The sequence below is a fragment of the Akkermansia sp. UBA7090 genome (assembly GCF_002493465.1).
Classification (GTDB): domain Bacteria; phylum Verrucomicrobiota; class Verrucomicrobiia; order Verrucomicrobiales; family Akkermansiaceae; genus Akkermansia; species Akkermansia muciniphila_A.
Genome location: NZ_DKYW01000010.1, coordinates 25,345 through 48,192 on the forward strand (window position 1 = coordinate 25,345; position 22,848 = coordinate 48,192).

General features: G+C 59.4%; 18 protein-coding genes and 1 tRNA gene. 11 read left to right on the forward strand and 8 right to left on the reverse strand.

The annotated features are described in order from the left end of the window. Nucleotides 1-82: 82 nt before the first annotated feature. Together B3075_RS04570 and folP are read right to left on the reverse strand one after the other, a co-directional pair. Nucleotides 83-2,674 carry a YfhO family protein gene (locus tag B3075_RS04570; protein WP_290489066.1) on the reverse strand — a complete coding sequence of 864 codons (2,592 nt, stop codon included), beginning with the start codon at nucleotides 2,672-2,674 and terminating at the stop codon, nucleotides 83-85. A 7-nt stretch (nucleotides 2,675-2,681) separates the two neighbouring features. Then, nucleotides 2,682-3,521, reverse strand: a complete 840-nt coding sequence (gene folP, locus B3075_RS04575) for a dihydropteroate synthase (protein WP_290489065.1) — start codon at nucleotides 3,519-3,521, stop codon at nucleotides 2,682-2,684. Nucleotides 3,522-3,585: 64 nt separating this feature from the next. Between folP and B3075_RS04580 the strand changes: the two genes are divergently transcribed. Beyond that, complete coding sequence (locus tag B3075_RS04580; RefSeq protein ID WP_094135392.1) at nucleotides 3,586-4,101, forward strand: hypothetical protein; 516 nt, start codon at nucleotides 3,586-3,588, stop codon at nucleotides 4,099-4,101. 126 nt (nucleotides 4,102-4,227) lie between these two features. Here the strand turns inward: B3075_RS04580 and pssA are convergent, their stop codons facing one another. Next, nucleotides 4,228-5,052 (reverse strand): CDP-diacylglycerol--serine O-phosphatidyltransferase, encoded by an 825-nt coding sequence (pssA, locus tag B3075_RS04585; protein ID WP_094135393.1) that lies wholly within the window; start codon nucleotides 5,050-5,052, stop codon nucleotides 4,228-4,230. A 32-nt stretch (nucleotides 5,053-5,084) separates the two neighbouring features. Further along, complete coding sequence (gene alaS, locus B3075_RS04590) at nucleotides 5,085-7,913, reverse strand: alanine--tRNA ligase (protein WP_290492029.1); 2,829 nt, start codon at nucleotides 7,911-7,913, stop codon at nucleotides 5,085-5,087. 134 nt (nucleotides 7,914-8,047) lie between these two features. Between alaS and B3075_RS04595 the strand changes: the two genes are divergently transcribed. The 5 genes from B3075_RS04595 to B3075_RS04615 all read left to right on the forward strand — a co-directional run bounded on the left by B3075_RS04595 (nucleotide 8,048) and on the right by B3075_RS04615 (nucleotide 13,277). Then, nucleotides 8,048-9,070 (forward strand): efflux RND transporter periplasmic adaptor subunit, encoded by a 1,023-nt coding sequence (locus tag B3075_RS04595; protein WP_290489062.1) that lies wholly within the window; start codon nucleotides 8,048-8,050, stop codon nucleotides 9,068-9,070. Further along, nucleotides 9,067-10,830 carry an ATP-binding cassette domain-containing protein gene (locus B3075_RS04600; RefSeq protein WP_290489060.1) on the forward strand — a complete coding sequence of 588 codons (1,764 nt, stop codon included), beginning with the start codon at nucleotides 9,067-9,069 and terminating at the stop codon, nucleotides 10,828-10,830. Before B3075_RS04595 ends, B3075_RS04600 begins: the two co-directional genes overlap by 4 nt. Continuing rightward, nucleotides 10,827-11,933, forward strand: a complete 1,107-nt coding sequence (locus B3075_RS04605) for an ABC transporter permease (RefSeq protein WP_290489058.1) — start codon at nucleotides 10,827-10,829, stop codon at nucleotides 11,931-11,933. The genes B3075_RS04600 and B3075_RS04605 overlap by 4 nt, the downstream gene beginning before the upstream one ends. 4 nt (nucleotides 11,934-11,937) lie before the next feature. After that, a complete protein-coding gene (locus B3075_RS04610; RefSeq protein WP_290489056.1) occupies nucleotides 11,938-13,050 on the forward strand; it encodes an ABC transporter permease in 1,113 nt (370 codons plus the stop codon). 152 nt (nucleotides 13,051-13,202) lie between these two features. Beyond that, nucleotides 13,203-13,277, forward strand: a tRNA-Arg gene (locus tag B3075_RS04615). Nucleotides 13,278-13,542: 265 nt separating this feature from the next. Here the strand turns inward: B3075_RS04615 and B3075_RS04620 are convergent. Further along, nucleotides 13,543-14,388 (reverse strand): PEP-CTERM sorting domain-containing protein, encoded by an 846-nt coding sequence (locus B3075_RS04620; RefSeq protein ID WP_290489054.1) that lies wholly within the window; start codon nucleotides 14,386-14,388, stop codon nucleotides 13,543-13,545. A 577-nt stretch (nucleotides 14,389-14,965) separates the two neighbouring features. Further along, nucleotides 14,966-16,285: an NTP/NDP exchange transporter gene (locus B3075_RS04625; protein ID WP_290489052.1), complete on the reverse strand. Its 1,320-nt coding sequence runs from the start codon at nucleotides 16,283-16,285 to the stop codon at nucleotides 14,966-14,968. 185 nt (nucleotides 16,286-16,470) lie between these two features. Between B3075_RS04625 and dinB the strand changes: the two genes are divergently transcribed. The 5 genes from dinB to recR all read left to right on the forward strand — a co-directional run bounded on the left by dinB (nucleotide 16,471) and on the right by recR (nucleotide 20,848). Next, on the forward strand, nucleotides 16,471-17,550 hold the full coding sequence (gene dinB, locus B3075_RS04630; RefSeq protein WP_094135455.1) for a DNA polymerase IV: 1,080 nt from the start codon (nucleotides 16,471-16,473) through the stop codon (nucleotides 17,548-17,550). A gap of 107 nt (nucleotides 17,551-17,657) precedes the next feature. After that, the gene (locus B3075_RS04635; protein ID WP_290489050.1) at nucleotides 17,658-18,173 is read left to right on the forward strand and encodes a peptide-methionine (R)-S-oxide reductase; all 516 of its coding nucleotides are present in this window, start codon (nucleotides 17,658-17,660) and stop codon (nucleotides 18,171-18,173) included. Between the two features lie 291 nt (nucleotides 18,174-18,464). After that, nucleotides 18,465-19,712, forward strand: coding sequence for a beta-ketoacyl-ACP synthase II (gene fabF, locus B3075_RS04640; protein WP_094135453.1), 1,248 nt, complete (start codon nucleotides 18,465-18,467; stop codon nucleotides 19,710-19,712). Nucleotides 19,713-19,800: 88 nt separating this feature from the next. Next, nucleotides 19,801-20,247 (forward strand): hypothetical protein, encoded by a 447-nt coding sequence (locus B3075_RS04645; protein ID WP_290489049.1) that lies wholly within the window; start codon nucleotides 19,801-19,803, stop codon nucleotides 20,245-20,247. Then, nucleotides 20,240-20,848, forward strand: coding sequence for a recombination mediator RecR (recR, locus tag B3075_RS04650; RefSeq protein WP_290489048.1), 609 nt, complete (start codon nucleotides 20,240-20,242; stop codon nucleotides 20,846-20,848). Before B3075_RS04645 ends, recR begins: the two co-directional genes overlap by 8 nt. 116 nt (nucleotides 20,849-20,964) lie before the next feature. Here recR and B3075_RS04655 read toward each other — a convergent pair whose 3' ends face one another. Both B3075_RS04655 and B3075_RS04660 read right to left on the reverse strand, forming a co-directional pair. Next, complete coding sequence (locus tag B3075_RS04655) at nucleotides 20,965-21,189, reverse strand: hypothetical protein (protein WP_102735285.1); 225 nt, start codon at nucleotides 21,187-21,189, stop codon at nucleotides 20,965-20,967. Nucleotides 21,190-21,201: 12 nt separating this feature from the next. Then, nucleotides 21,202-22,761 carry a hypothetical protein gene (locus B3075_RS04660; protein ID WP_290489045.1) on the reverse strand — a complete coding sequence of 520 codons (1,560 nt, stop codon included), beginning with the start codon at nucleotides 22,759-22,761 and terminating at the stop codon, nucleotides 21,202-21,204. Between the last annotated feature and the right edge of the window lie 87 nt (nucleotides 22,762-22,848).

Sequence of the window (22,848 nt, forward strand, 5' to 3'; positions counted from 1 at the left end):
TACGCAAGCAGAAAAATAATAACAATTCAACCTCTCCACGAACGAAGTCTCCAGCCTTTTTCCCCGCCTTCCGGGGATTCCTTCACAACGCGGACTGCACGATAAACAACACGATTGACCCTATATAAACAGCCGCCAGCACCACGGCGGCGCAGCACTGAAACAGCCTGTATCCGCAGGCCAGGACAATCCTCCTGATCGTGGATTCCGGACACCGCCACGCCCACCATGCATACAGCAGGAAGACGGCGGCCGCTCCGGAGGAAACCAGCAGGGAACTTTTCAACAGAGGCGGATAATAATCAAACACCACCCGGTTTTGCCCTTCCAGAAGGCGCACCGCCATCAATTCCCCCACCTTTTCCACAGGCGCCTCCAGCCCGTTCCGCCGGGCCCTCCATCCCCGGTCATACACGAGCGGAACCATGAGAGCCTCCCCTTTTCCGGCAGTCAGCTCCACCTCCACATGGCCACCTCTTCCTTTCGCCTCCAGCCCGTACTTATCCTGCTCTTTCCCCAGAACCGGAACATCCTGCTCCGGCGTACGCGCCGCAGCCGCCAGAAGAGGAGCCTCCACAACCCGCAGCATTCTTCCCTCCACCACGGTTTCCCCGGCAACGGCCGCACGCTTCAACTCCAATACCCCGTTATAGGTGCGGCTCGTTCCTCCGGATGTCTTCTGCGCCTCCGCCATGACGGACACCGCACAGCCATTGACGCGGAGTTCCGCCGTATCCGTCTGCGGGAACCCGTACACCGCGCCGGGATATTCCGGAATGCCCGCCCGGTAAAAGGGGCCGCTCATCTCCGTCCTCATTGTTACGGTCGCGTAAAGGGGGCCTTCCGCTGATGGGCAGAGCGCGGCATGCAGGGCATTAAGATTGCTGAACACATCAGCGTTTTCATCCAGACGCAGCCCCAGCGCGCCCTGGGGAACCACCAGCCCCCAGCGGGCGCCCGGAAGCCTGTATAAATACATGCCTTCCCGGGAAAGCACGCACTCCATTCCCTCCATGGGGCGGGACGCCAGCACAAAACCATGGCCCAGCAGCAAATCGGAAAACAGAGTGCCTCCCTGGCCGTACGTGCGCGTGAATTCATCCCGGTACCCCAGGTTTTTCAGAAAACGGAAATGATCGATGCTCGTCGTATGCCGGAAATTGCCAATACCCGGGACAGGCCCCAGGCAATCCGCGTTTTCCACCATCAGGCGATCCCTGTCCTTTACACGCAGCAAATCTGAATACCCCCTCATGCCGCGCGCCAGCCATTCCGCATTGAGCGCCTGGACGGAGGCTTTCTCCTCCTCCCCCTGCTTCCAGAACGCGGCAGCCCCTATGGGCAGCCCCAGCATCATCACGGCGGCAATGGACCACGCCAGCCTTTTGCCTTCCACATGCCTCCAGCACAGCCATGCGCATGCAAAAAACAGCAACGGCAGAAGACGCGCCGCAAGATCCGCAGCCGTCATCTGCAGGACAAACAGGGAAACGGAAAAAGCCGCTATGGGAAGCCCCAGGCTCCATCCCCACCCCCACGGCCGTCCTGCCGGCCCCGGCAGCCTGCCGCCGGACAAAATCCAGGCGCAGAACGACATTACCGCCAGATTGGGAATAAAACCGAACCGGACTGGAAAATCCACGTAGCTCCACAAATGGGCGGCGCGGTGGATGGGCTCGACAAACGCGGGCAAAACGGCCGCCGCCAGAAGAAGAATAAACAGGCTTCTCCCTCTGTCCGGCGCAGGGGACGCCTTCTTCCCGCAAGCCAGATAAACCGCCGCCAGAGCGGCGAATGACATCCCCGGCAGGCAGGCGTAAAGGCGTTCCAGGAATTTGGGAGGGTCAAACGGCCATGACAACTCAAAAAACGTGGGCGGCGTCATAAACAGGGAGCGCATGGAATCCCGGCTCATTTCCGCCATCGGCAGCCAGTAATAACAGGTGGCCAGCGTCACCGCCGCCGTGTACCAGAACACGCGGGCCAGGCGCACGCGGCGTTCCCGCGTCCCTTTCAGGGGCAGCGTAAAGGCCCACGCGAACAGCCAGCCGGTGACGACGGACATGAACGCGCTGTACAGGGAGGTAGCCAGCAGGAAGAGGCCGGCGGCATACAGCCAGCCCCTCCCCCCGTTCACCAGACGGTAAAGGCCCAGCGCAAACAGGGGGAACATGGCGGCATGGTCCAGGAACTGCATGAACCCGTACTTGGTCTGGAAAAAGCCCCCCACGGCATAACCCGCCGTCAGCAGCACGGTCCAGCATACGGGCAGGGAGGGAAACACGCGTCTCAGGAACCAGGAAGCCGTCACGCAGATGCAGGCCACATCCGCCAGCATCACCCAGACCATGTCCTTCAACAGGAAGGAATCCCCCATCGCCACGGCAATCCAGGTGGAGGGGATCAGCAACTGATGCGGCAGCGTAGGGCTCACCCGGATTCCCGCGCCGCCATTGACATCATAAAAAAAAGCTCCGTCAAACGCTCCGGACATCAGGGCGGAGGCATAATACTTCAAGGTAGGATAAACCAGCTGCCCGTTATCCATATACTCCAGGAAGCGGCCGCCGAAAGGCCAGATCCCCCGTACCGCCAGAAAAAGGAACACCACCGCCAGGGAAAACGCGATGGACGCCAGGGACGTCAATACCGGACGGGAAGAAGCGGATTCCATGGCTCAATCAGCGGACAAACGGTTCAGCGGCCCGGATCAGCCGGAGAGCGCGGGCGCATTCCGCCACGTCATGGACACGGTGAATCTGCGCGCCGTGCAAATGCCCCCACACCGTCATCACGGCGGTGCTCAGCGGCGCGCGGCCCTGCTCCGCATCCCCCAGGACGGCGCCCAGCATGCGCTTGCGGGAAAGGCCCAGCAGCACCGGGCGTCCTGCCACCTGAAGCTTGTCCATGTTGGACAGCAGGGCCAGATTGTGTTCCGCCGTTTTGCCAAAGCCGATGCCGGGATCCCAGCAAATCTGTTCCGGTTCCAGGCCCCGCGCCAGCAGAAAATCATAACGTTCCTCAAAATAGCCGCGCACTTCCCGCACCACATCCCCATAAGAAGGGGCGTCCTGCATGGTTTCAGGCTGTCCCTGCATGTGCATCGCCACCACGCCGCAGCGCGCCTCAGCGCACAATTCCGCCATCCCCTCCTCCCGCAATCCGGAAATATCATTAATGACGTCCGCACCCGCTTCCAGCACAGCCGCCGCTACGGCGGCATGGCGCGTGTCCACGGAAATCACGGCATCCGTGCACGAACGGAGTTCCCGCACCACGGGCAGCACCCTGCCCAATTCTTCCTCCGCGGAAACCTCCGCGGCCCCCGGCCTGGTGGACTCCCCCCCTATGTCCAGAATCAGGGCCCCCTGCCGTTCAAGCTCTTTTGCATGGGAGACAGCGCGTTCCGTCGCATAAAAACGCCCTCCGTCGGAAAAGGAATCCGGAGTAACGTTCACAATTCCCATCAACACGCCTCCGCGCGCCACATCCAATACGTCTCTCCTTACAAGCCAGTTCATCTAATTACGTTCTTGTCAAAGCCACTATACATCACTTTAATAAGTCAGAAACTCTTTTTTCACCATGAAAACAACGCCCCTGCTTCTCTTCATCCCCATGCTCATGACGTCCGGAGCCCTGGCCGCCGGCCAGGACGATTTCCATGTTCAGACTGCTTCTTCCCGCATGGTCAAGCATGAAGACGGTTCCCGCAGCTACTTTGAAAAAACAGGGGACGGCAAGGGGATGAAAAAAACCACTTACAACGTCCGCAATGTTCTTGTTTCCGTAACCCTGTACAAAAGAGGGCCTTTTGGAGAATTGCGCTCCTGCCTGATCTTTGACGGACAGAAAAACGAACTCTTTTTCGTGCGTTACGGCTACGACGGCAACGCCAACCTGAGAGAAGAGCAAATGTTCGATTCCCGCACCAAGGAACTCGTGCGCCGCTTCCTTTACACTTATGACGCCATGGGCAACCGCAGCAAGCCCGTATGCATCACGCTGGTCAAGAGCACCAAGGACATTGAAACGCACGCCGTGCCCACTGCCCCGGAAAAAGACCCCTTTGCGGATGACTTTAAAAAGAAAAACAAGTAAGCTCCGGTCCTTAGGGGCTATTCCGCCCCTCCCTTAAAAAAACGGACTCAGGGGCACGGCCGGTTTCAATCCGTCGCAGCGTAGTCTGTTCAAAGAAAAGGAAGGAACAGTTTTCTACAGGCTTTCTTATTCTCCATCACGGGCTTCCAGCCTGTTCCGCCAGCGGCGGGCCACCCAGGGCCGCACCAGCCCGTAAAGCAGATAAATGGAAAAAATGACTGCGGGCATCACCCACGGGAATTTGAAAATGCAGATGACCGCCAGCACGATGAACACAATCGCGTACATCGTCCCCCGCGTGCGCATGTTGATATGCTTGAAGCTGGGATAAATCACCCGGCTCATCATCAGAATAGAGACTCCCGCCATTGCCAGCGCAATCACGTACTTGAAGACGCCCAGGTCCATGGCCCCGTCCGGCGCCCTGCCGGCCAGATACATCACCAGGTACATGGTGGAGACCACGGCTCCCGCCGCCATCGGAACAGGCAGCCCCACAAAATCGCTGCTCTGGCCTTCCTTCCGGGGAGCGGCCGCCATGCAGTTAAACCGCGCCAGGCGCAACGCGGCGCACAGCAGGTACAGGATGCCGATGCCCCATCCCACCTCCGGCGGGGACAGCTGGAACAGAACGGCCTTGGCCACCAGCAACGCCGGAGCGATGCCGAAGGAGACAATATCCGCCAGTGAATCGAATTCCCGCCCGAACGGGCCGTCCTGCCCGCGCATGCGGGCAATGCGGCCGTCAAACAAGTCAAACAAACACGCCGCGAAGATCAGAAAAGTGGCATTCTGATAACAGGAAAAAGCGGCCACAGCGTCGCTGTCCGCCTGGTTGATTCCCTCAAAAATAGTCAGAATGGCGAAAAAACCGCACACCAGGTTCCCTGCCGTAAACAAATTAGGCAAAATGGGAATCTCAGGTTCGTCCGGAAAAATCTTCTTGTCCATGCTTGGTGTCCGATAGGGCCCGGTTAAGGGGCTTATCCGTTAATAATATTGCGGGCGGCGGCAGCCAGGGCCTGTGGATCGGCATCCTGCGGAGCGGAACCGCGGGCCTGGTCCGCACGGCCGCCTCCCTTGCCTCCGGCAAGAGCGGCCACCTCGCGGATCATGTCTCCGGCGGACAAACCGTCCGCAATGGCATCTTTGCCACAATAAGCGCCCAGGAGCAAGGAAGAACTGTCCACGCACAGCAGGAAGGCGGCACCCGCATACTGGCGCTTTTTCAGTCCGTTCAGCAGCTCCTGAAGCAATTCCCCGGCGCCCTCCGCCACCTGGATCAGGGAAGAGGGGGCATCGGAAAGCCACTCATTCAGCAGGGCGTCCGCCTTGGCGGCGGACTGCCCGGCGCGGGCTTTTTTAAGCTTCTTCTCCGCATCCAGCGCCGTCTGTTTGAAATGCTCCACGGAGGCGTCGAAACGCGCCAGGGAGTCATTTACCGTCCGGATATCGGAAGCCCCCAGGGCCGTCAGCCCCGGCTTGCCTTCAATCGTGGGGACGGTCACCTGTTCCAGCCCCATGTCCGCCAACTCGTAATTGACTTCCTTGATCTTCTCTACCGCCTTGGCGATTTCCAGGCTCTTGGCGACAACATGCTGCCGTATCATCTCCAGAGCTGCGTCCCCCGTCATCGCCTCAATGCGGCGCACGCCGGAAGCGATAGCCCCCTCGCTCTTAATCTTGAACAGACCGATATTCTTCGTATTGGAAATATGGGTTCCGCCGCAGAATTCCATGGAAACGCCGTCCAGCCCATCCCTGCATCCGCCCACCTGGACCACGCGCACCACATCCCCGTACTTGTCGCCGAAGAACTGGGCAATCGCGGCATTGCCCTTCACGTCCGCATAAGCGCGTTCCGTGCAATGCACGGGAAGAGACTCCTCAACCCAGCCGTTCACCTTCTCTTCAATCAGGCGGAGCTGGTCCGAAGAAACGGCGCTGCTGTTAAAGTCAAAGCGCAGCCGGTCTTCCGAGACAAAAGACCCCTGCTGGGCCGCATCCGGGCTGACCACCTGATGCAGGGCGCAGTGAAGAAGATGGGTGGCGGTGTGATGCGCCTCAATGCGGCGGCGGCGTTCCGCGTCAATGCTCAAATGCACGCGGTCGCCGGGCTTCACGTCCAGCCCGGGGCGCGCCTCCACCACATGGGCGCGGGCATTCCCAATCTGCTGGACGGCCATCACATGGTAACTGTCTCCGCCGATTTCAATCAACCCGGCATCGGACACCTGCCCGCCCATTTCCGCGTAAAACGGAGTCTTGTCCGTGATGATGAACAGGGAATCCCCCTGGCGGCTTACTTCCAGCACCGTAGCGGAGCATTCGTCCACATCGTACCCCGTAAACGCCGTCACGGCGTCCGTCTTCAAATCCAGGGCGCGCACCACCTCGCTCTTGCGGGCGGCCCGGGCGCGTTCCCGCTGTTCCTCCATCAGCCTGTTAAACCTCTCCATATCAATATCCAGGCCGCGTTCCTCCGCCAGCAGGGCGGTCAGGTCAATGGGGAACCCGTACGTATCATACAGCTTGAAGGCGAACTCGCCGCTCACCTTTCCGGCGGAAGCCGTTTCCGCGTCAAACAATTCCAGGCCGCGGTCCAGCGTTTCATTAAAACTGGCTTCTTCACGGTTCAACACCTCCTTCACGGTAGCGGCGCGGGCGGCCAGTTCCGGGAACACCTGCCCGAAGGACTCCACCAGCGTATCCACCAGTTCCGCCAAAAACGGCTGGGTAAAGCCCAGGCGGCGCCCATAGCGCACGGCACGGCGCAGAATGCGGCGCAGCACGTAATTACGTCCATTGTTGCCCGGCAGAATGCCATCCGCAATGGAAAAACTGAGCGTGCGCAGATGATCGGCAATCACGCGGAAGGCAATCGCCTCCTGAAGGGTCCCGTCCTCCGCATCCACCTTCTTGGAACCGGGCGCCGGATACACGTCCGCGTACTTCCGCCCGCTCAAAACTTCCAGGCGGTCAAACAGGGGGCGGAATACATCCGTGGCGTAATTGGACGGTTTGCGGGAAAAATCCTTGAACCCGTTCGTGCACTGCATGATAGAGCACGCGCGTTCAAAACCCATGCCGGTATCCACATGGCACGCCGGGAGGTTGCGCATGGAGCCGTCGCTCTCCGCATTGTACTGGATAAACACCAGATTCCAGATTTCTATGCACTGGTCGGAATCCTTGTTTACCAGGCTTCCCTTCGTATTCCCCTCCGGAGTCAGGTCCACGTGCAGCTCGGAACAGGGGCCGCAGGGGCCGGTTTCCCCCATCATCCAGAAATTATCCTTCACATTCCCGTGTACGATATGCACGTCCGGGTCCAGCCCGCGGGAACGGAACAGCTCAGCCCAGAAATCCCAGGCTTCCCGGTCAAACTCTCCGGGGTCGCCCTTGCTCTTGTCCGGCGCGTACACGGTGGCGTACAGGCGTTCCGCCGGAAATCCCCACCGCTCCACGACCAGCTCCCAGGCCCACCGGATAGCTTCCTTCTTGAAATAATCCCCGAAAGACCAGTTCCCCAGCATTTCAAAAAACGTGTGGTGGTAGGAGTCATAACCCACATCCTCCAAGTCATTGTGCTTTCCGCCGGCGCGGATGCACTTCTGGGTATCCGTAGCGCGGGCGGGCGTCCACGGGGGAGTCCATACGCCCAGGAAATACGGAACAAACTGATTCATGCCGGCATTTGTGAACAACAAACCGGGGCTCTGAGGCATCAAAGAAGCGGAGGGCACGACCGTGTGCTGTTTTTCGCGGAAAAAGTCCAGAAAGCTTTGGCGTATTTCGGTGGCGGTCATCATAACGAATAATGGGAAAAGTAAAAGACGCCGGATTATGCCTGTTCTCCCCCCGTTAGTAAATCGCTAATTCCTTCCCCGTCATGCGAACTTCTTTTTTGCTTGCGGCGGATTTATACACACGTATAAATAAAATCATGAAAAAGCTGGTTCTCCTCCTGGTTCTTCTTGCGGCGGCAGGAACGGCCGCCTGGTTCATCTGCCGGGAAACTCCGTCCGGGCCTGAAGACAAAGCCGTTCTTTACGGCAATGTGGACCTGCGCCAGGTGGATCTGGCTTTCCTCATCTCCGAACGTATTGATTCCGTGCTGGCGGACGAAGGAGACACGGTTGTTCCCGGCCAGAAACTCGCCACGCTGGAAACGGTGCGGCTCCGGCAGGCAGTGGATGAAGCCCGGCAGATAGCGGAAGCCGCCCGCCAAAACTACCTGCGCGTTAAAAACGGCCCGCGCGCGGAAGAAATAGCCCAGGCAAGGGCGAACGTGCAGGCCGCGGAAGCTACGCTGAACAACGCCGGAATGCGCAGCAAAAGGCTGGAAGCGCTGGCAGAAACCAAATCCATCTCCCGCCAGGAGGCGGACGACGCCATCGCCTCCCGGCAAGTGGCCGCCGCCAATCTGGATGTAGCCAGAAAACAGCTGGAACTGCTGCTGGCCGGGTCCCGTGAGGAAGACGTCGCCCAGGCTCTGGCCCAGTACAACCAGGCCAGGGCCAGCCTGACCATCAGGAAGCAGAACCTGAAAGACGCCGTGCTCTACGCCCCCGGCAATGGCGTGGTGCGCAACCGCATTCTGGAAAAGGGGGACATGGCCTCCCCCCAGAAACCCGTTTACAACATCTCCCTGAACCATACCAAATGGGTGCGGGCCTACCTCACGGAATCCCAGCTCGGCAAAGTAAAGCCAGGCTTTTCCGCCACCGTGCGCAATGACAGCTTCCCGGACACCAGCTTCAAAGGGACGGTGGGGTTTATCTCCTCCGTAGCGGAATTCACTCCTAAAAACGTGGAAACGCCGGACCTCAGAACGGCTCTGGTCTATGAAGTGCGCATCATTGTGGACGATCCGGACAACCGGCTGCGCCTGGGAGCCCCCGCCACCGTCACCATCCCCCTGGATCAGAACGCCGGAACGCAGCCCCCGGAACAGCCCAGGCCATGACCACGGAATCCCAGCCCCTGATTGACTGCCGGAACGTCCGGAAAATATTTCCGGACTCCGCCGGCATTCCCTTTGCGGCGGTGGACGATGTTTCCTTCCGTCTGTCCGCCGGGGAAATCGTAGGGCTGCTGGGTCCGGACGGCGCGGGAAAAACCACCCTGATCCGCCTCATCACGGGATTGATGAAACCGCATGGCGGCTCCATCTCCGTTCTGAATCTGGACTCCGTGAAAAAAAGCAGGGACATCCAGGCCTCCATAGGCTACATGCCGCAGAAATTCGGACTTTATGAAGACCTTACCGTCCGGGAAAACATGGAGCTTTACGCCCGCATGCACGGCGTTTACGGACAGGACAGGGAAAAACGCCTCCGCAGCCTGCTCTCCATGACCAGCCTGGAACGCTTCACCACGCGGCTTGCGGGAAAGCTCTCCGGCGGCATGAAACAAAAACTGGGCCTGTGCTGTGCCCTGGTCTCCTCCCCGCCCCTTATCCTGCTGGACGAACCCACCGTGGGCGTGGATCCGCTTTCCCGGCGGGAACTGTGGAGCATCCTGAAGCAATTCTCAGGAGAGGAAGGCGTGGGTGTGCTGGTCAGCACCTCCTACATGGACGAATCCGCCTACTGCAACAGAACCCTCATCATGTATGAAGGGCGCCTGCTCATGGACGCTCCGCCCTCCGACGTCATCGCCCGTGCGGAAGGCATGTGCGTCACGGTGCGCACGCCGGAAGGGCTGCATGCGCGCCAGTTCCAGAGCAGGCTGGCCGCCGTGCCCGGCATCATCAACGCCACCCCGCAGGGGAACACCGTCCGCATCATCGTTCCCCCCGGCCACCCCGCCCGGGAAAAGCTGGAGGAATACCACCCCGCCCCCGCGCGGCCGGACTTCTCCGACGGATTCATGACCCTGCTTGCCGGCCAAGTGGACCTCTCCCCGCAGGACATCCCCGTCCCCGCCGGACCGCCGGAACCGGAACAGGCGGAAAACAACGGCGCCGTCATCCGGGTAACGGACCTGGTGAGGAAATTCGGCAATTTTATTGCCGTCAACCACATCAGCTTCTCCGTCCGCAGAGGGCAGGTCTTCGGCCTTCTGGGCCCCAACGGAGCGGGGAAAAGCACCACCTTCCGCATGCTCTGCGGGCTGTTGCCCGCCAGCGGCGGCACGCTCAATGTGGCCGGGGCGGATCTGCGGACCGCCGCCGCCAGGGCGCGCAGGAAAGTGGGATACGTGGCCCAGAAATTCTCCATGTACGGCATGCTCACTACGCGGCAGAATCTGGAATTCTTCGCCGGGGCCTACGGCATGTCCGGAAAGGAGCGGCAGGAAGCCATCCGTTCCATGGAAGAAGAATTCCGCCTGACCCCGTATATGAACGCCCCCGCCGCGCACCTGCCCGGCGGCTACAGGCAGCGCCTCAGCATGGCGTGCGCCCTGCTCCACTCCCCGGACATCCTTTTTCTGGATGAACCCACTTCCGGCGCGGATCCCCTGGCCCGGCGGGACTTCTGGCTGCGCATCAACGCCCTGGCGGAAAAAGGCGTCACCGTCATCATCACCACGCACTTCCTGGGAGAAGCGGAATTCTGCGATAACATGCTCATCATGATGGACGGGACCACGCTGGCGGAAGGCTCCCCGGACGACATCCGAAAACACGCTCCCCCGCGCGAAGACGGAGCCCCAGCCTCGCTGGAAGACGCCTTCCTGGCCATCACGGAAGAACACATGAAGAAAGGAGGAGGAGAAACATGACCGCCTCCCTCAAAAGAATAGGAGCCCTCATCGTCAAGGAACTCCACCAGGTAGTCCGGGACCCCGGCAATATAGGCATCGCGGTCATCCTGCCGGCCGTGCTCCTGATCCTCTTCGGCTACGGCATGAGCATGGACATCAAAAACGTGCGCATCGCGTACCTGGCCGTCCCCGCCTCCAGCCAGTCCACGGACCTGGAAACGCGGCTCACCCTTTCCAGATACTTCCAGACCTCACGCGTCTTTTCCACCCGGGAGGCGGAAGAAAAGCTGCGCACCCATGAGGCGGACGCCTTCATCGCCCTGCAAAGCGACGCGCCGGACACGCTTCACAATGGAATCACGAAAGTCCAGATTGTAGTCAACGGCGTCAACGCCAATCAGGCAACCCTCATCCGCAACTACCTTCAGGCCGTCGTGGCGTCCTGGGCAGCCTCCCTGAACGGTCAGGCCGCCCCCGTGCTGAACGTGCAGACGCGCGCCCGCTTCAATGAAGCCAACGACAGCCACTACTACCTGGTCCCCGGCGTCATCGTCACCATCATGACCATGATCGGGGCGCTCCTCACCTCCCTGGTCATGGCACGGGAATATGAACGGGGCACGCTGGAAAGCCTCTTCGTCACGCCCGTGGGCAGCGGGGAAATCCTGGCGGCCAAGGCCGCCACCAACTTCCTGCTGGGCATGGTCAGCCTGGCCATCTCCATGATTTTCGCCGCCTTCGTCTTCGGCATCCCCATCCGCGGCTCCCTCACGCTGCTGCTGACGGTCTCCGCATTATTCCTGATTGTGGCTCTGGGGCTGGGGCTGGTCATCTCCACCGCCGCCAAAAACCAGTTCCTGGCCTGCCAGTTCGCCATCATGGGCACCTTCATGCCGGCGCTCATGCTCTCCGGCTTCCTGTACGACATTCTCAACATGCCCCCCGCCGTCCGGGCCATCACCTACCTCATTCCGGCCCGCTATTACGTCACCCTGCTCCAGACCCTCTTCCTGGCCGGGGATATCCCCTCCGTCATCATTCCCTGCTGCATCACGCTGGGCGTCTTTGCCGTGGCGCTCATGGGCATCGCCCGGCTGAAAGCCCCCAAATCCCTCGAATAACGCCATGGACTTTCTCGTCAGAATAGCCTCCCTCGTCAGAAAAGAACTGCTGGCCGTGCTCAGGGACAAAAAAAGCCGGCTGGCCCTTATCATCCCGCCCATCCTCCAGATAGCCATCTTCGGCTATGCCGCCACCATGAACGTCACCCGCGTGCCGTACGCCGTGCTGGACAAGGACGGCGGAGAAGCGGCCTCTCAGTACATCGCGGACCTGGAAGGCACGGGCATCTTCCAGAGGCAGGCTACGGCGGCCACGGAAAAGGATATCGACCGCATGATCGACAACCGGGAAATCGTCGTGGGGCTCACCATCCCCCCGGACTTCTCCCGCAACATTCAGACGGGGAGGCCCGCCTTCCTCCAGCTCATTGCGGACGGACGCAACACGAATACGGCGGCCATCGCCCTCAGCTACGGCCAGCAAATCGCTTCCGCCTACGGGGAGGATCTGCTCTCCCAAAACGGCGGGGCCTCCCCGGTGGAAATAGAATCCCGCGCCTGGTTCAACCCCAACCTCATCACCCGCTGGTTCATCGTCCCCGGCCTCATTGCCGTGCTCGTGCTCATCAACTCCATCCTCTCCGGAGCTCTCTCCATCGCCCGCGAACGGGAAGAAGGCACCTTCGACCAGCTTCTCGTCGCCCCGTACACTCCCGGAGAAATCCTGCTCGGCAAGGGGACAGCCTCCGTCATCACCGGAATCATGCAGGCCGTCTTCGTAGTGCTGGTAGCCATGTTCTGGTTCCGCATCCCCTTCCAGGGCTCCATCTGGCTGCTCTCCGCCGCCCTTTTGCTCTTCATCGTCACGGCGGCGGCCATCGGGCTGTGCATCTCCTCCTTTGCCCAATCCCTCCAACAGGCCATTGTGGGAACCTTCCTGCTGCTGGTGCCCATGGTCATGCTCTCCGGCTTCGCCACGCCCATCTCCAGCATGCCGGAAATCTTTCAGGACCTCACGCTGCTCAACCCCATGAGATACGGTCTGGAACTCATCCAGCGCATCTTTCTGGAAGGAGCCGGCTTCCTGGATCTCTGGCCCCTCTTCGCGGCCATTATGGCCGTTACCGTGGTAGCCGCCCTGGCTGCCGTCTTCTCTTTCCATCGCAAAATTTCCTGACGCCCCTTCCTTTTCCCCGGAATACCCGGAAGCATCTCTTCCTTTAACCTCCCGGCTTTAACATTTTCCTCAGTCCAATCCCGTCACCGGCATAAAAATACTTGCATCCTGCCCGTTTTTTCTATTCTATTTCTCTCGTTCCTTGGGAACATGGGCTCGTCGTTCAATGGATAGGACATCGGTTTCCGGTACCGACGATGTAGGTTCGATTCCTACCGGGCCTACCACTTCTCTTGAAAAGAAGCGGTTATTCTCGGCAATATCAGGAGCCCTTTTCTTTCCCGCAGGTTTGTAGAACAGCAGCAGGAGCTAATCCCGTTCCGGCATCCTCCGGGGGAAAACAGACCCATGCGTGTGCATTCTCCCGGCTTCCCTCTCCCGTTCTGCCCGGACATCTTCCGGAAAGATGCCGCCCTTCCGTTAAATAATAAAAAACTCCCTTCCGTTAACCGCGGAAGGGAGCTGCATGGAAACAGAAATCCAAGTTTGCCGTTACTTGCGGCGGCGGCGCATCGCCAGGCCAACCAGGCCCAGCAGACTCAGGGAAGCCGCTGCGGGTTCGGGAACCACATAGGAAACGCTGTACCCGTCCCCATTCTTGGTAACCATATAAGAACCAACTTCGGCATTAGTCAAATCGTCCACCGCAGTGAGGGTATCAACGCCTGCAATGCCGCTGAGCATTTCCAGGGAAGTGTTCGTGCCGTCAAAAGACATATTATCCCCCAGGGAAACCAGATTCCGGGTCAGGATTTGATGTCCGTCGGCGGTTACTCCGCTGGCGGTGCCTCCGTCAAGAGTCAGCGTAGCAGTCAGGCTTGCTATCTTGGCATTGTATGAATTACCGTTGGAAGAAGTAAGGTTCATCACGCCCGTGGCTCCCAAATTGACGTTAAAGCCTTCACCTCCCTGGCTCTTGGAATAAGCCAGGTTAAAGGTGCCGTAGTTGTTCAACGTCGTGATCCCGCCGTCGTTGCCGCCGCTAAAACCATTGATGGTCAGCGCAGATGACTGATCAATGTCAATAGTGCAGCCCCCTTGGAATTTCTTGACGTTCCCTACGGTCAAATCCGCGCCGTTGCTGAGGGCAAGCTTCAATGTCCAGCCTTCCAGCTGGTTGATGGAACCGCTCGCATTGGAAACGGAAATAAGAGACCAGGCATTGGAGTCGGGCGTGCCGGGGCCGGTTCCGGCTGCCGGCCAGGAATCTGACTCGCTGATAATCCAGCTGGATTCTGTCTGCCAAAGCTGCTGGGTAATGTCACTGCCGCCATTCCATGTGAAATCGGCATGAGCTATTCCCGCCAGAGCAATGAGCGTAATGAGTGTCTTCTTCATTATCAGAGGAATATAATAATAGGAGTAATGATTGATTCATCTAACGAAACGATGACTAGCCTGCTTCACCCGAAGAGGCTTTGAACCCAATAACGAATTCTCAATCCGGTCCATGAACCGGCTTAGAGGGAAAATTCCATGTACAATATATCCTGCGGCATCAAACCACCATTTCGATATTTATTATAATTTGTTTATATTAAAAAGATTGTATTTCTATCAACAAGGTGTCGAGAAAATCAGCCTGTCTAAAAAACAATAGAGGATGCCTGGCACGGAAGTATTTCCTTTGGAGGAGAAATCATCCTGAAAACAGCTTCCCGATGATACTTAAATTGTTTTCCCACAATATTTAGTATTGATTTCGGATTGAGAATCCGAATGTCGGCGCCACGTCGGAAACCGCCGTCAAATAAAAAAATATTCCAGAAATAATCTGTCACCGGGAGGGAAAAACATCTGTTTCCCCCCTGCCGCTTCCGCCGCATTAAGGGCATCACGCCAGCCTTGACCTGAAAAAAGATTCCGCAACCGCAGGCCGTATCCGGACAAGACGGAGAATTCCCCGTCACGGGGATTATTCCTTTCCCTGAACTCCGGCCATCTTCCGGAATCTGTGCGCAAGCAGGAAGCCGGTGGCCGCCCAAAGCAGGGAAATGGCGGCTCCGGTCAGCATGGCCCACGGGGAATGGGAGCCCAACACGTTAAAGAAGCTTTTCAGCCATGCGCTGACGGCGTCGCCGCCACGGTAAAGGACCGTATCAATAAAGCTCTTGGCCTTGTATTTTTCTTCAGGGGACAATACGGAATTCAGCATTTCACGGCCGGGACGCACCATTCCGTATTCCCCGATGCGGCGTACCGCCATCACTATGGCCACGACGGCAAATACCGGGGCGAAAGCCATCCAGACAAAACCCAGGGAAATAAGAACGGGGACAGCCGCCAGCAATGCCGCCAATCCGAATTTCCGAACAATACGCCCCGCCAGAAATACCTGAAGCAGCATGGTACACCCCTGAACAACGGCGTCCAGTACTCCGAATACCTGCGTCTGGCGCACCGGATCAGGAAAGGAAGACGCTACAACGCTCATCAGCTCAAAATACAGGAACGTGTTGGTCCCGGCCAGCAGGATAATGAACAGCCCGATGCCCATCAGGAAGGGAGACCGGAACACGGCAGACGCCCCGGCAAAAGGATTCCCTCCCAGAGGGCGTTCCCGGCAGTCGGCCGGAAGAGGAATCCCCACACCCGCTCCTTCCGGGGAAGTCCTGTCACGCCAGCGGTGCAAATACATTCCCGCCAGCATCGCCAGCGCCAGAAAAACAGCGGCGGCAAGAAACAGCCACAGATGGCCGGCCACGCCGGCAAGGGCGGCCGTCACCGCCGGCCCCACAATGGCCCCAAGGCTGCTTCCGCTGGCAATCAGGGCAAACAGGCGTTTCATCTGCCCCGGCTTCATGACGTCCGACAGCACGCTCCACGCCACGGAAACGGTAAGCAGGTTAAATACGGACAGCCACACATAAAACGAACGGGCCGTCCAGATATTTCCCGGGCATGCCAGCACAAGCGCCGCAAAAACCACCAGGTTAAGAATGAAAAAACCGTACGTCCACGGAAGAATGGCCTTTCTCCGCACTTTTGAGGATGCCCACCCAAATAAAAACTGGATCCCTATGGAAGCGGCAAAAGTAGCCGTAAAAAGCCACTGCAAATTCTGAACGCCTCCGGCAATGCCCATCGTCTCCCGGACCGGCCTTAACATGGAATAGGCCAGGAACAGCAGGAAAAACAGAACAATTCCCCCCGCTGCGGCAGGCAATTCACGGGGTTCCACATGCAGCGCCTTTTCCAGACCCCGGCACAGGCGTTCCTTCATTCCTCTGGGCATGCCCGGAATGTACCATAGCCGGAAGATTTTTTCACTTAAATCTCCCGTTCCCAAAAAAATCCGCCTTTTTTCGCCTCCCTGCCGGAGCTTCTCCTTCCAACTGGACTTGCTGGATAAGCCGGATTATGATGGGGCATCCCATTTCCTCATGTTTTCCGCCCCGTCAGGAATCATGAAACGCTCCCATGAACCAGAGAAAAATCATCCATGTGGATATGGATGCCTTTTACGCGTCCATCGAACAGCGGGACCATCCCGAATACCGCGGCAAACCTATCGCCGTAGGCCGGCCGGAAATGCGCGGCGTGGTGGCGGCGGCCAGCTATGAAGCGCGCCGCTTCGGCGTGCGTTCCGCCATGCCCTCCATGAAGGCGCTCAAGCTTTGCCCCCAGTTGATTTTCACCCGCAACCGCATGGAAGTGTACAAGACCGTCTCCGCGCAGATACACGCCATCTTTCACCGTTATACGGACCTGGTGGAACCACTCTCCCTGGATGAAGCCTTTCTGGACGTCACGGAAAACAAGCCGGGCATTCCGCTGGCCGTCGACATTGCGAGGAGGATTAAAAAGGAAATCCGCCAGGAACTTCGCCTGACGGCTTCCGCCGGCGTTTCCTACAACAAATTCCTGGCAAAAATCGCCTCTGATTACCGCAAGCCGGACGGCCTGTTCACAATCCATCCATCCCGGGCGGAGAAATTCATCGCGGCCCTTCCCATTGAGGCTTTCTGGGGAGTCGGCCGCGCCACCGCCGAACGCATGCGCGCTCTTTCCATCACCAATGGGGCGCAGCTCCGGGCACGGGACAAGGACTTCCTGGTGCGGCATTTCGGCAAGATAGGAGCCCTCTTCTATAACTTCGCCCGCGGTGTGGACGACCGCCCCGTGGAACCTTCCCGCATCCGCAAATCCGTAGGTTGTGAAGAAACCTACCGGGAAAACGTCACCAGGGAGGAAGCGCAGGAACAGCACCTCCCCCTGCTGGCGGAAGAACTCGCAAGGCGCCTGGCGCGCGCCGGCTTCCGGGGAAACACCCTTACCCTGAAGGTTAAATTCCCGGACTTTGTCCAAAAGACCCGCTGCACGACCGTTCCGGAAACGCTGACGGAAAAGGAGGACATCCTCCCCCTGGCGCGGACCCTGATGGAAGAACTGGATTCCGGAGACCGTACATTCCGCCTTCTGGGGCTGTCCGTCTCCCATCCCCAGGAAGAACAGCGGCAGGGCATCTGGGAACAGCTCTGGCTGGAGCTGGAGTATTAACCCTTCCATAGACTCCCGCATTTCCAGCCCCCCCAAAAAACGGCGATATCCGCAAGATATTGATTCATGAATGAGCAAAATCCGCCCCAACCCGGTCATAAGCACATATGAATCAGGAAGAGCGGAGACACTGGGCATCATGGATAGGAGTGATTGCGGAAGGCGTGGCTGGAGTCATGGCCGTGAATGGGGGAATTCCCGCCTCCCGGGACGTGCCCGACCCCGGCCCTTCCCGAACGCGCCGCCCTCTCACGGAAACGGAAAAACGCATTATCGAACACCAGGGAACGGAACCGCCCTTCTCCGGGGAATTCGTCAGTTTCTTTGAGCCGGGCATCTATTCCTGCCGCAAATGCGGTGCGCCCCTGTTCCGGTCGGAAGACAAATTCGATGCCGGATGCGGCTGGCCCTGTTTTGATGATTCCCTGCCGGACGCCGTCACAAGCGTCCATGCGGGCTACGGGCGGCGCACGGAGATTACATGCGCCCGCTGCGGAGGCCATCTGGGGCATATTTTCAATGGCGAACGCCTGACGCCGAAGAATGCGCGCTACTGCGTCAACTCCCTTTCCCTGGAATTCCGGGCCGCACCTCTTCCGATGTTGGCGGATGTCCCCCGTTAAAAGGGCTCGGCGGAAGAAATATCCGTCCGCCGTCCCCGGAAGCAGGCCTCCGTCCCACGCCCGGCCGGACACGGCCGCCGCGGCGGAATTTACCCTGAAATCCTCTCACGGCCCCGGAGCCGCGGCAGGCAACAGGGAATACCCTTACCCGCAAATCCCTTGCCGGCAACAGGATACGGCATTTATCCCATCCTGTTTCCACCGCACCGGGAAAGAGGGGGGATTAGCTTGACTTTCCTGCAATGTCGCCTATTCTGGTTTAAGCATTATTTGCAACCACGCACACTTATTATGACCGACCGCAGAATTGTTATCACCGGCATCGGAGTGATCAGCCCCCTGGGCAATGATCTCGCATCCACCTGGGAAGCCATGAAGGCTGGCCGCAGCGGCATTGACACCATCAAGTCCATGGATGTTACCGGCTACTCCACGAAAATCGCCGGTGAAGTCAAGGATTTCGATCCCGCTCCGTACTTCAAGACGCCCAAGGACGCCCGCCGCGTGGACCGCTTCACGCACTTTGCCATGGGCGCCGCCGGAATGGCCCTCAAGGACTCCGGGCTGGATCTGGACGCGGAGGACAAAACCCGCATCGGCGTCATGGTGGGCAGCGGCATCGGCGGTCTCGGCACGCTGGAAAGCCAGCATGCCACGCTTCTTTCCAAGGGACCGGCCCGCGTGTCCCCCTTCATGATTCCGTACATGATCAGCAACATTGCCTCCGGCCTCATCTCCATGGAATACGGCCTCGGCGGTCCGAACATGTCTATCGTCACGGCCTGCGCCACCTCCAACCACAACATCGGGGAAGCCTGGCGCATCATGAAGTTCGGCGACGCCGACGTCATGGTCTGCGGCGGGGCGGAAGCTACCATCCTGCCCACGGGCGTGGCCGGGTTCAGCAACATGAAAGCCCTCAGCTCACGCAATGACGAACCCCAGCGGGCCTCCCGCCCGTACGACGTGGACCGCGACGGCTTCGTCATGGGAGAAGGCGCCGGCGTTGTCATTCTGGAAACGCTGGAACACGCCCAGAAGCGCGGCGCGAAAATTTACGGGGAGCTCGTCGGCTACGGCATCTCTGCGGACGCCTACCACCTTACCGCCCCGGATCCGGAAGGCCGCGGCGCCGCCCGCTGCATGAAAATGGCTCTGGAACACGCGGGAATGAAGCCGGAAGAAATCGACTACGTCAACACGCACGGCACCTCCACCCCGCTGGGCGATATCTGCGAAATCAAGGCCCTCAAGGCCGTCTTCGGCGACCACGCCAAAAACGGGCTGCTGATCAGCTCCACCAAATCCATGACCGGCCACCTTCTGGGCGCCGCCGGCGGCGTGGAACTGGCCGTCTGCCTGATGGCCATGCAGGACAACATCGTCCCGCCCACCATCAACGTGGACAACCAGGATCCGGAATGCGACCTGGACTGCGTGCCCAACAAGGCCCGTGAAACCAGGGTGGATGCCGTCCTGAGCAACTCCTTCGGCTTCGGGGGGCATAACTCCTCCGTCATCGTGAAACGGTTCGCCTGACCCTTCCGGGCCTCTCCTTTCTCCGGCGGAAGCGCTGATGTTTGCGGCCACCGCAGCCATCGCGCTTCCGCTTTTTTCATTTAAAGCCATGCCCGCCAAAACGCACCAGGACATTCTGCTCATGCGCTGGGCCCTGTTCTCCGTAGCCGGGCTTATCCTGATCGTGGCGCTCTACTCCCTGGGCATTACTCCCGTCTGGGCCCGGGGCCTGAAGGAAGCCATGGCCTCCGCCCCGTTTCTGCTTCCCGCGGACGCCCCCTCCCTTTCTCCTGGCACGGGATTCCTGCTGTGCATGGCGTTGACGCTGGCTCTCGTTTACGATTTGCTGCTCATCCGCGGAACACTCCGCAAAACGGCCGTTCTGGCCGCTTTCCTCCTGCTTCTGGCCTGCTTTACCCCGGCGCTGGGGCTGTGGGGCTTTTTCTTCAATGCCGTCCCATGCCTGCTTTCCGCAGGGGGCGCGGGCGCGCTCGCCATCCTCTGGCCACCCTCTCCCCCCCGGCATCATTCCGAACCTCCTCCCGCTCATGAATAATCTGGACTATCCCATTCCCGTGCTTGAACTGGTCACCGCCCTGAAACAGCTTCCGGGCATCGGCATCCGCGGCGCGGAACGCTTGGCCCTGTGGATGCTCCAGGGGCACATGGGGGAAGCGGAGGCGATTGCCCTCACCATCGGCCAGGCGGCGGAACACGTCACGCCCTGCCCCGTCTGCGGATTCTTCAGCACGGCAGGGGAACCCTGCGCCGCCTGCCGGGACGAAGAACGGGACAGCCGCCTCATCTGCGTGGTGGAACAAGCCACGGACGTCATCCCCATTGAACGCAGCAGCGCCTACCGCGGATTGTACCACTGCCTGGGCGGCAAACTTTCCCCACTGGATGATGTGGAGCCGGAAGACCTCAACATTCAATCCCTGGTGGAACGCGTCTCCCGGCAGCCTGACTGCGAAGTCATTCTGGCAACAGGCTCCGATGTGGAAGGGGAGGCAACAGCCACCTACCTCCACCATCTGCTCAAAGAAATGGATTGCAGGATTTCCCGCCCTGCCCAGGGGCTGCCTGCTGGTTCCGGCCTCAGCCACGCGGACACGCTGACGCTGATGAAAGCTCTGGAAGGACGCACCCGGCTGTAAAGGAACGTCCTTTCCGCATCAATCCCGGCACGGGACCATTCCGTCTTTACAGCGGTTCTGCCTGCACCGTGCGCGACGCCTCTTTCCCCCAATAATGAGGGGAAAAACGTACCGCCTCATTCCGCCAGCCCGTCCACTCGGGCGCGGTCAAAATCCGCCGGGCAAATCGTCACGTTCACCCGGTCGCCCGGCTTGAGCAGCTCCCTCAGGGAAGCGTTCTTTTTTTCTACAAAAGCCACGGCGGTCTTGCCATTCGGCAGGGTGGCGCGGAAAGCCGTATCCGCGATACGCTCCACGATAACGGCGACCGCCTGCACCATTTGGCAGGGATAAGGTTTCATCTGAAAAAAGGGTTACCAATTCATTAATTCGTTCATCAGGTCACTTCCTGTTTTAAGCCCCTTTTCCGCAGCGTCCTGCAACTGCGGCACAACCGGGGCGGGAACTTCGTCCGCGGCGGGAATCCCGAACTTGCGGCCAGGATGTTCCTTACCATCCCCTGCCCCGTTTTTCCCGGTTCCCCTGTTCAGCAGCCGCGACGCGACGTCCGCCACTTCAGCCGCCTTGCCCATTCCTATTTCCGTCAGGCGGTTTCCCGCCGCCTTGATGAGCCGCGCGGACAAGTCCTCCGACGGGTTGTCCAACGTCCCGCCGATATTCACATTGGCCCACGCCAGATTGCCTCCCGCTCCCTGGCGGGAAACGGAAAACACATCGGAAAATCCCGGAAGAGCTTTCCACAGGCCGTCGGCCCGCAGCCCCACCTGCAGCCTTCCGGTCAGCGCCCCTCCTTTCCCGATTTCCAGCCAGCCTTCCACCCTGACCAGGTTTTCGCTTTCCACCAGAATATTGGAAATATGCCAGGCAGATTCCTGATAGACGAACTGGGCGGACGCCTCGTGCAGGGGAAGATTCCGGAATCTGGAAGAACCGCAGAACAGGGCCAGCCTGTCCAGGACGGGAAGGCCGGTCAGCATGCCGCCCTGCAATCTGGCGAGCCCGGCCACATGGGTGACGCCGTCCTGTCCGCCGCGCAGGTCTATCCCGCCGCTCACGCTGCCCTGCACATGCTTTTTCCAATGATCTTCCAGGAAGGAAGAGACAGGGACGCCGTTCACCACCATATTCGCCGTCCAGAAGGAGGAAGAGCCGTCCCAGTCCCCCTTGATGTCCAGATAACCGCCGGCGTCCGTAGTCAGGCGGCAGGACGGGACGTTCACCCTCCTGCCGGCATGGTTAAACTGCGCCGTGCCGGACATCAGGGAAAATTCGGGACATCCCCTGAAGGGAAGGAGCAGCTTTCCCCCCCGCACTTCAAACCTGTACTGGCTGGAACCGGCGTCATAGACGCTCTCCACGCGGGCCCCGTCCAGAATATACAGCCGGCCGGCCTCCCCATAGGAAACGGACAGGGAATCAATGCTCCCTTTTTCCAGACGGAACGTATCCGGCAGAATATTCTCTTCCGCCCAGCTTCTGGGCCCTTCCGGCTTTTCCCTGAAACGGAAAGACGCGGGGGCGAGCTGAAGCTTCAGCTCCGCGATATTGACGGAGGTCATGACGAAAGCGCGCTTCAGCAAATCCCAGCGGCTGAATTCCGTCTCAATGTCCCTGGCCTGAAGGGAAGTCAACAACTCATGCCCCTCCATCATTACGCCGCCGCACCGGATGCCGGAACCGTCCCAGTCAAGAGGGGCTATCCTGGCTGTCTCCACATTCATATCATCAATGGCGGACTGTTCCAGCATGGCTAAAAAACCATCGCTCTTCAAGTAGGCCCTGACATACAGATAAGACCCCGCCACCGCAGCGGCAGCCAGAACAAGCATCCCCAGCACGCCCCACAGCAGCAGCTTTTTCCAGACGCTGCCTGCACGGGGCTTTTTCCTGCGTATCCTCCTTGTTCTGGACATGGTTCCAGCCTATATCAAATCCGGCTCCGGTCAAGCCTCCGGATTGCCTCACAACCTGCCTCAGACTGCGGGAAACGGGCAGCCGCG

What these genes read in the sequence shown, in the direction of transcription:
- B3075_RS04570 (WP_290489066.1), bottom strand. Translation starts at nt 2,674, where the DNA reads ATGGAATCCGCTTCTTCCCGTCCGGTATTGACGTCCCTGGCGTCCATC.
- folP (WP_290489065.1), bottom strand. Translation starts at nt 3,521, where the DNA reads ATGAACTGGCTTGTAAGGAGAGACGTATTGGATGTGGCGCGCGGAGGC.
- B3075_RS04580 (WP_094135392.1), top strand. Translation starts at nt 3,586, where the DNA reads ATGAAAACAACGCCCCTGCTTCTCTTCATCCCCATGCTCATGACGTCC.
- pssA (WP_094135393.1), bottom strand. Translation starts at nt 5,052, where the DNA reads ATGGACAAGAAGATTTTTCCGGACGAACCTGAGATTCCCATTTTGCCT.
- alaS (WP_290492029.1), bottom strand. Translation starts at nt 7,913, where the DNA reads ATGATGACCGCCACCGAAATACGCCAAAGCTTTCTGGACTTTTTCCGC.
- B3075_RS04595 (WP_290489062.1), top strand. Translation starts at nt 8,048, where the DNA reads ATGAAAAAGCTGGTTCTCCTCCTGGTTCTTCTTGCGGCGGCAGGAACG.
- B3075_RS04600 (WP_290489060.1), top strand. Translation starts at nt 9,067, where the DNA reads ATGACCACGGAATCCCAGCCCCTGATTGACTGCCGGAACGTCCGGAAA.
- B3075_RS04605 (WP_290489058.1), top strand. Translation starts at nt 10,827, where the DNA reads ATGACCGCCTCCCTCAAAAGAATAGGAGCCCTCATCGTCAAGGAACTC.
- B3075_RS04610 (WP_290489056.1), top strand. Translation starts at nt 11,938, where the DNA reads ATGGACTTTCTCGTCAGAATAGCCTCCCTCGTCAGAAAAGAACTGCTG.
- B3075_RS04620 (WP_290489054.1), bottom strand. Translation starts at nt 14,388, where the DNA reads ATGAAGAAGACACTCATTACGCTCATTGCTCTGGCGGGAATAGCTCAT.
- B3075_RS04625 (WP_290489052.1), bottom strand. Translation starts at nt 16,285, where the DNA reads ATGCCCAGAGGAATGAAGGAACGCCTGTGCCGGGGTCTGGAAAAGGCG.
- dinB (WP_094135455.1), top strand. Translation starts at nt 16,471, where the DNA reads ATGAACCAGAGAAAAATCATCCATGTGGATATGGATGCCTTTTACGCG.
- B3075_RS04635 (WP_290489050.1), top strand. Translation starts at nt 17,658, where the DNA reads ATGAATCAGGAAGAGCGGAGACACTGGGCATCATGGATAGGAGTGATT.
- fabF (WP_094135453.1), top strand. Translation starts at nt 18,465, where the DNA reads ATGACCGACCGCAGAATTGTTATCACCGGCATCGGAGTGATCAGCCCC.
- B3075_RS04645 (WP_290489049.1), top strand. Translation starts at nt 19,801, where the DNA reads ATGCCCGCCAAAACGCACCAGGACATTCTGCTCATGCGCTGGGCCCTG.
- recR (WP_290489048.1), top strand. Translation starts at nt 20,240, where the DNA reads ATGAATAATCTGGACTATCCCATTCCCGTGCTTGAACTGGTCACCGCC.
- B3075_RS04655 (WP_102735285.1), bottom strand. Translation starts at nt 21,189, where the DNA reads ATGAAACCTTATCCCTGCCAAATGGTGCAGGCGGTCGCCGTTATCGTG.
- B3075_RS04660 (WP_290489045.1), bottom strand. Translation starts at nt 22,761, where the DNA reads ATGTCCAGAACAAGGAGGATACGCAGGAAAAAGCCCCGTGCAGGCAGC.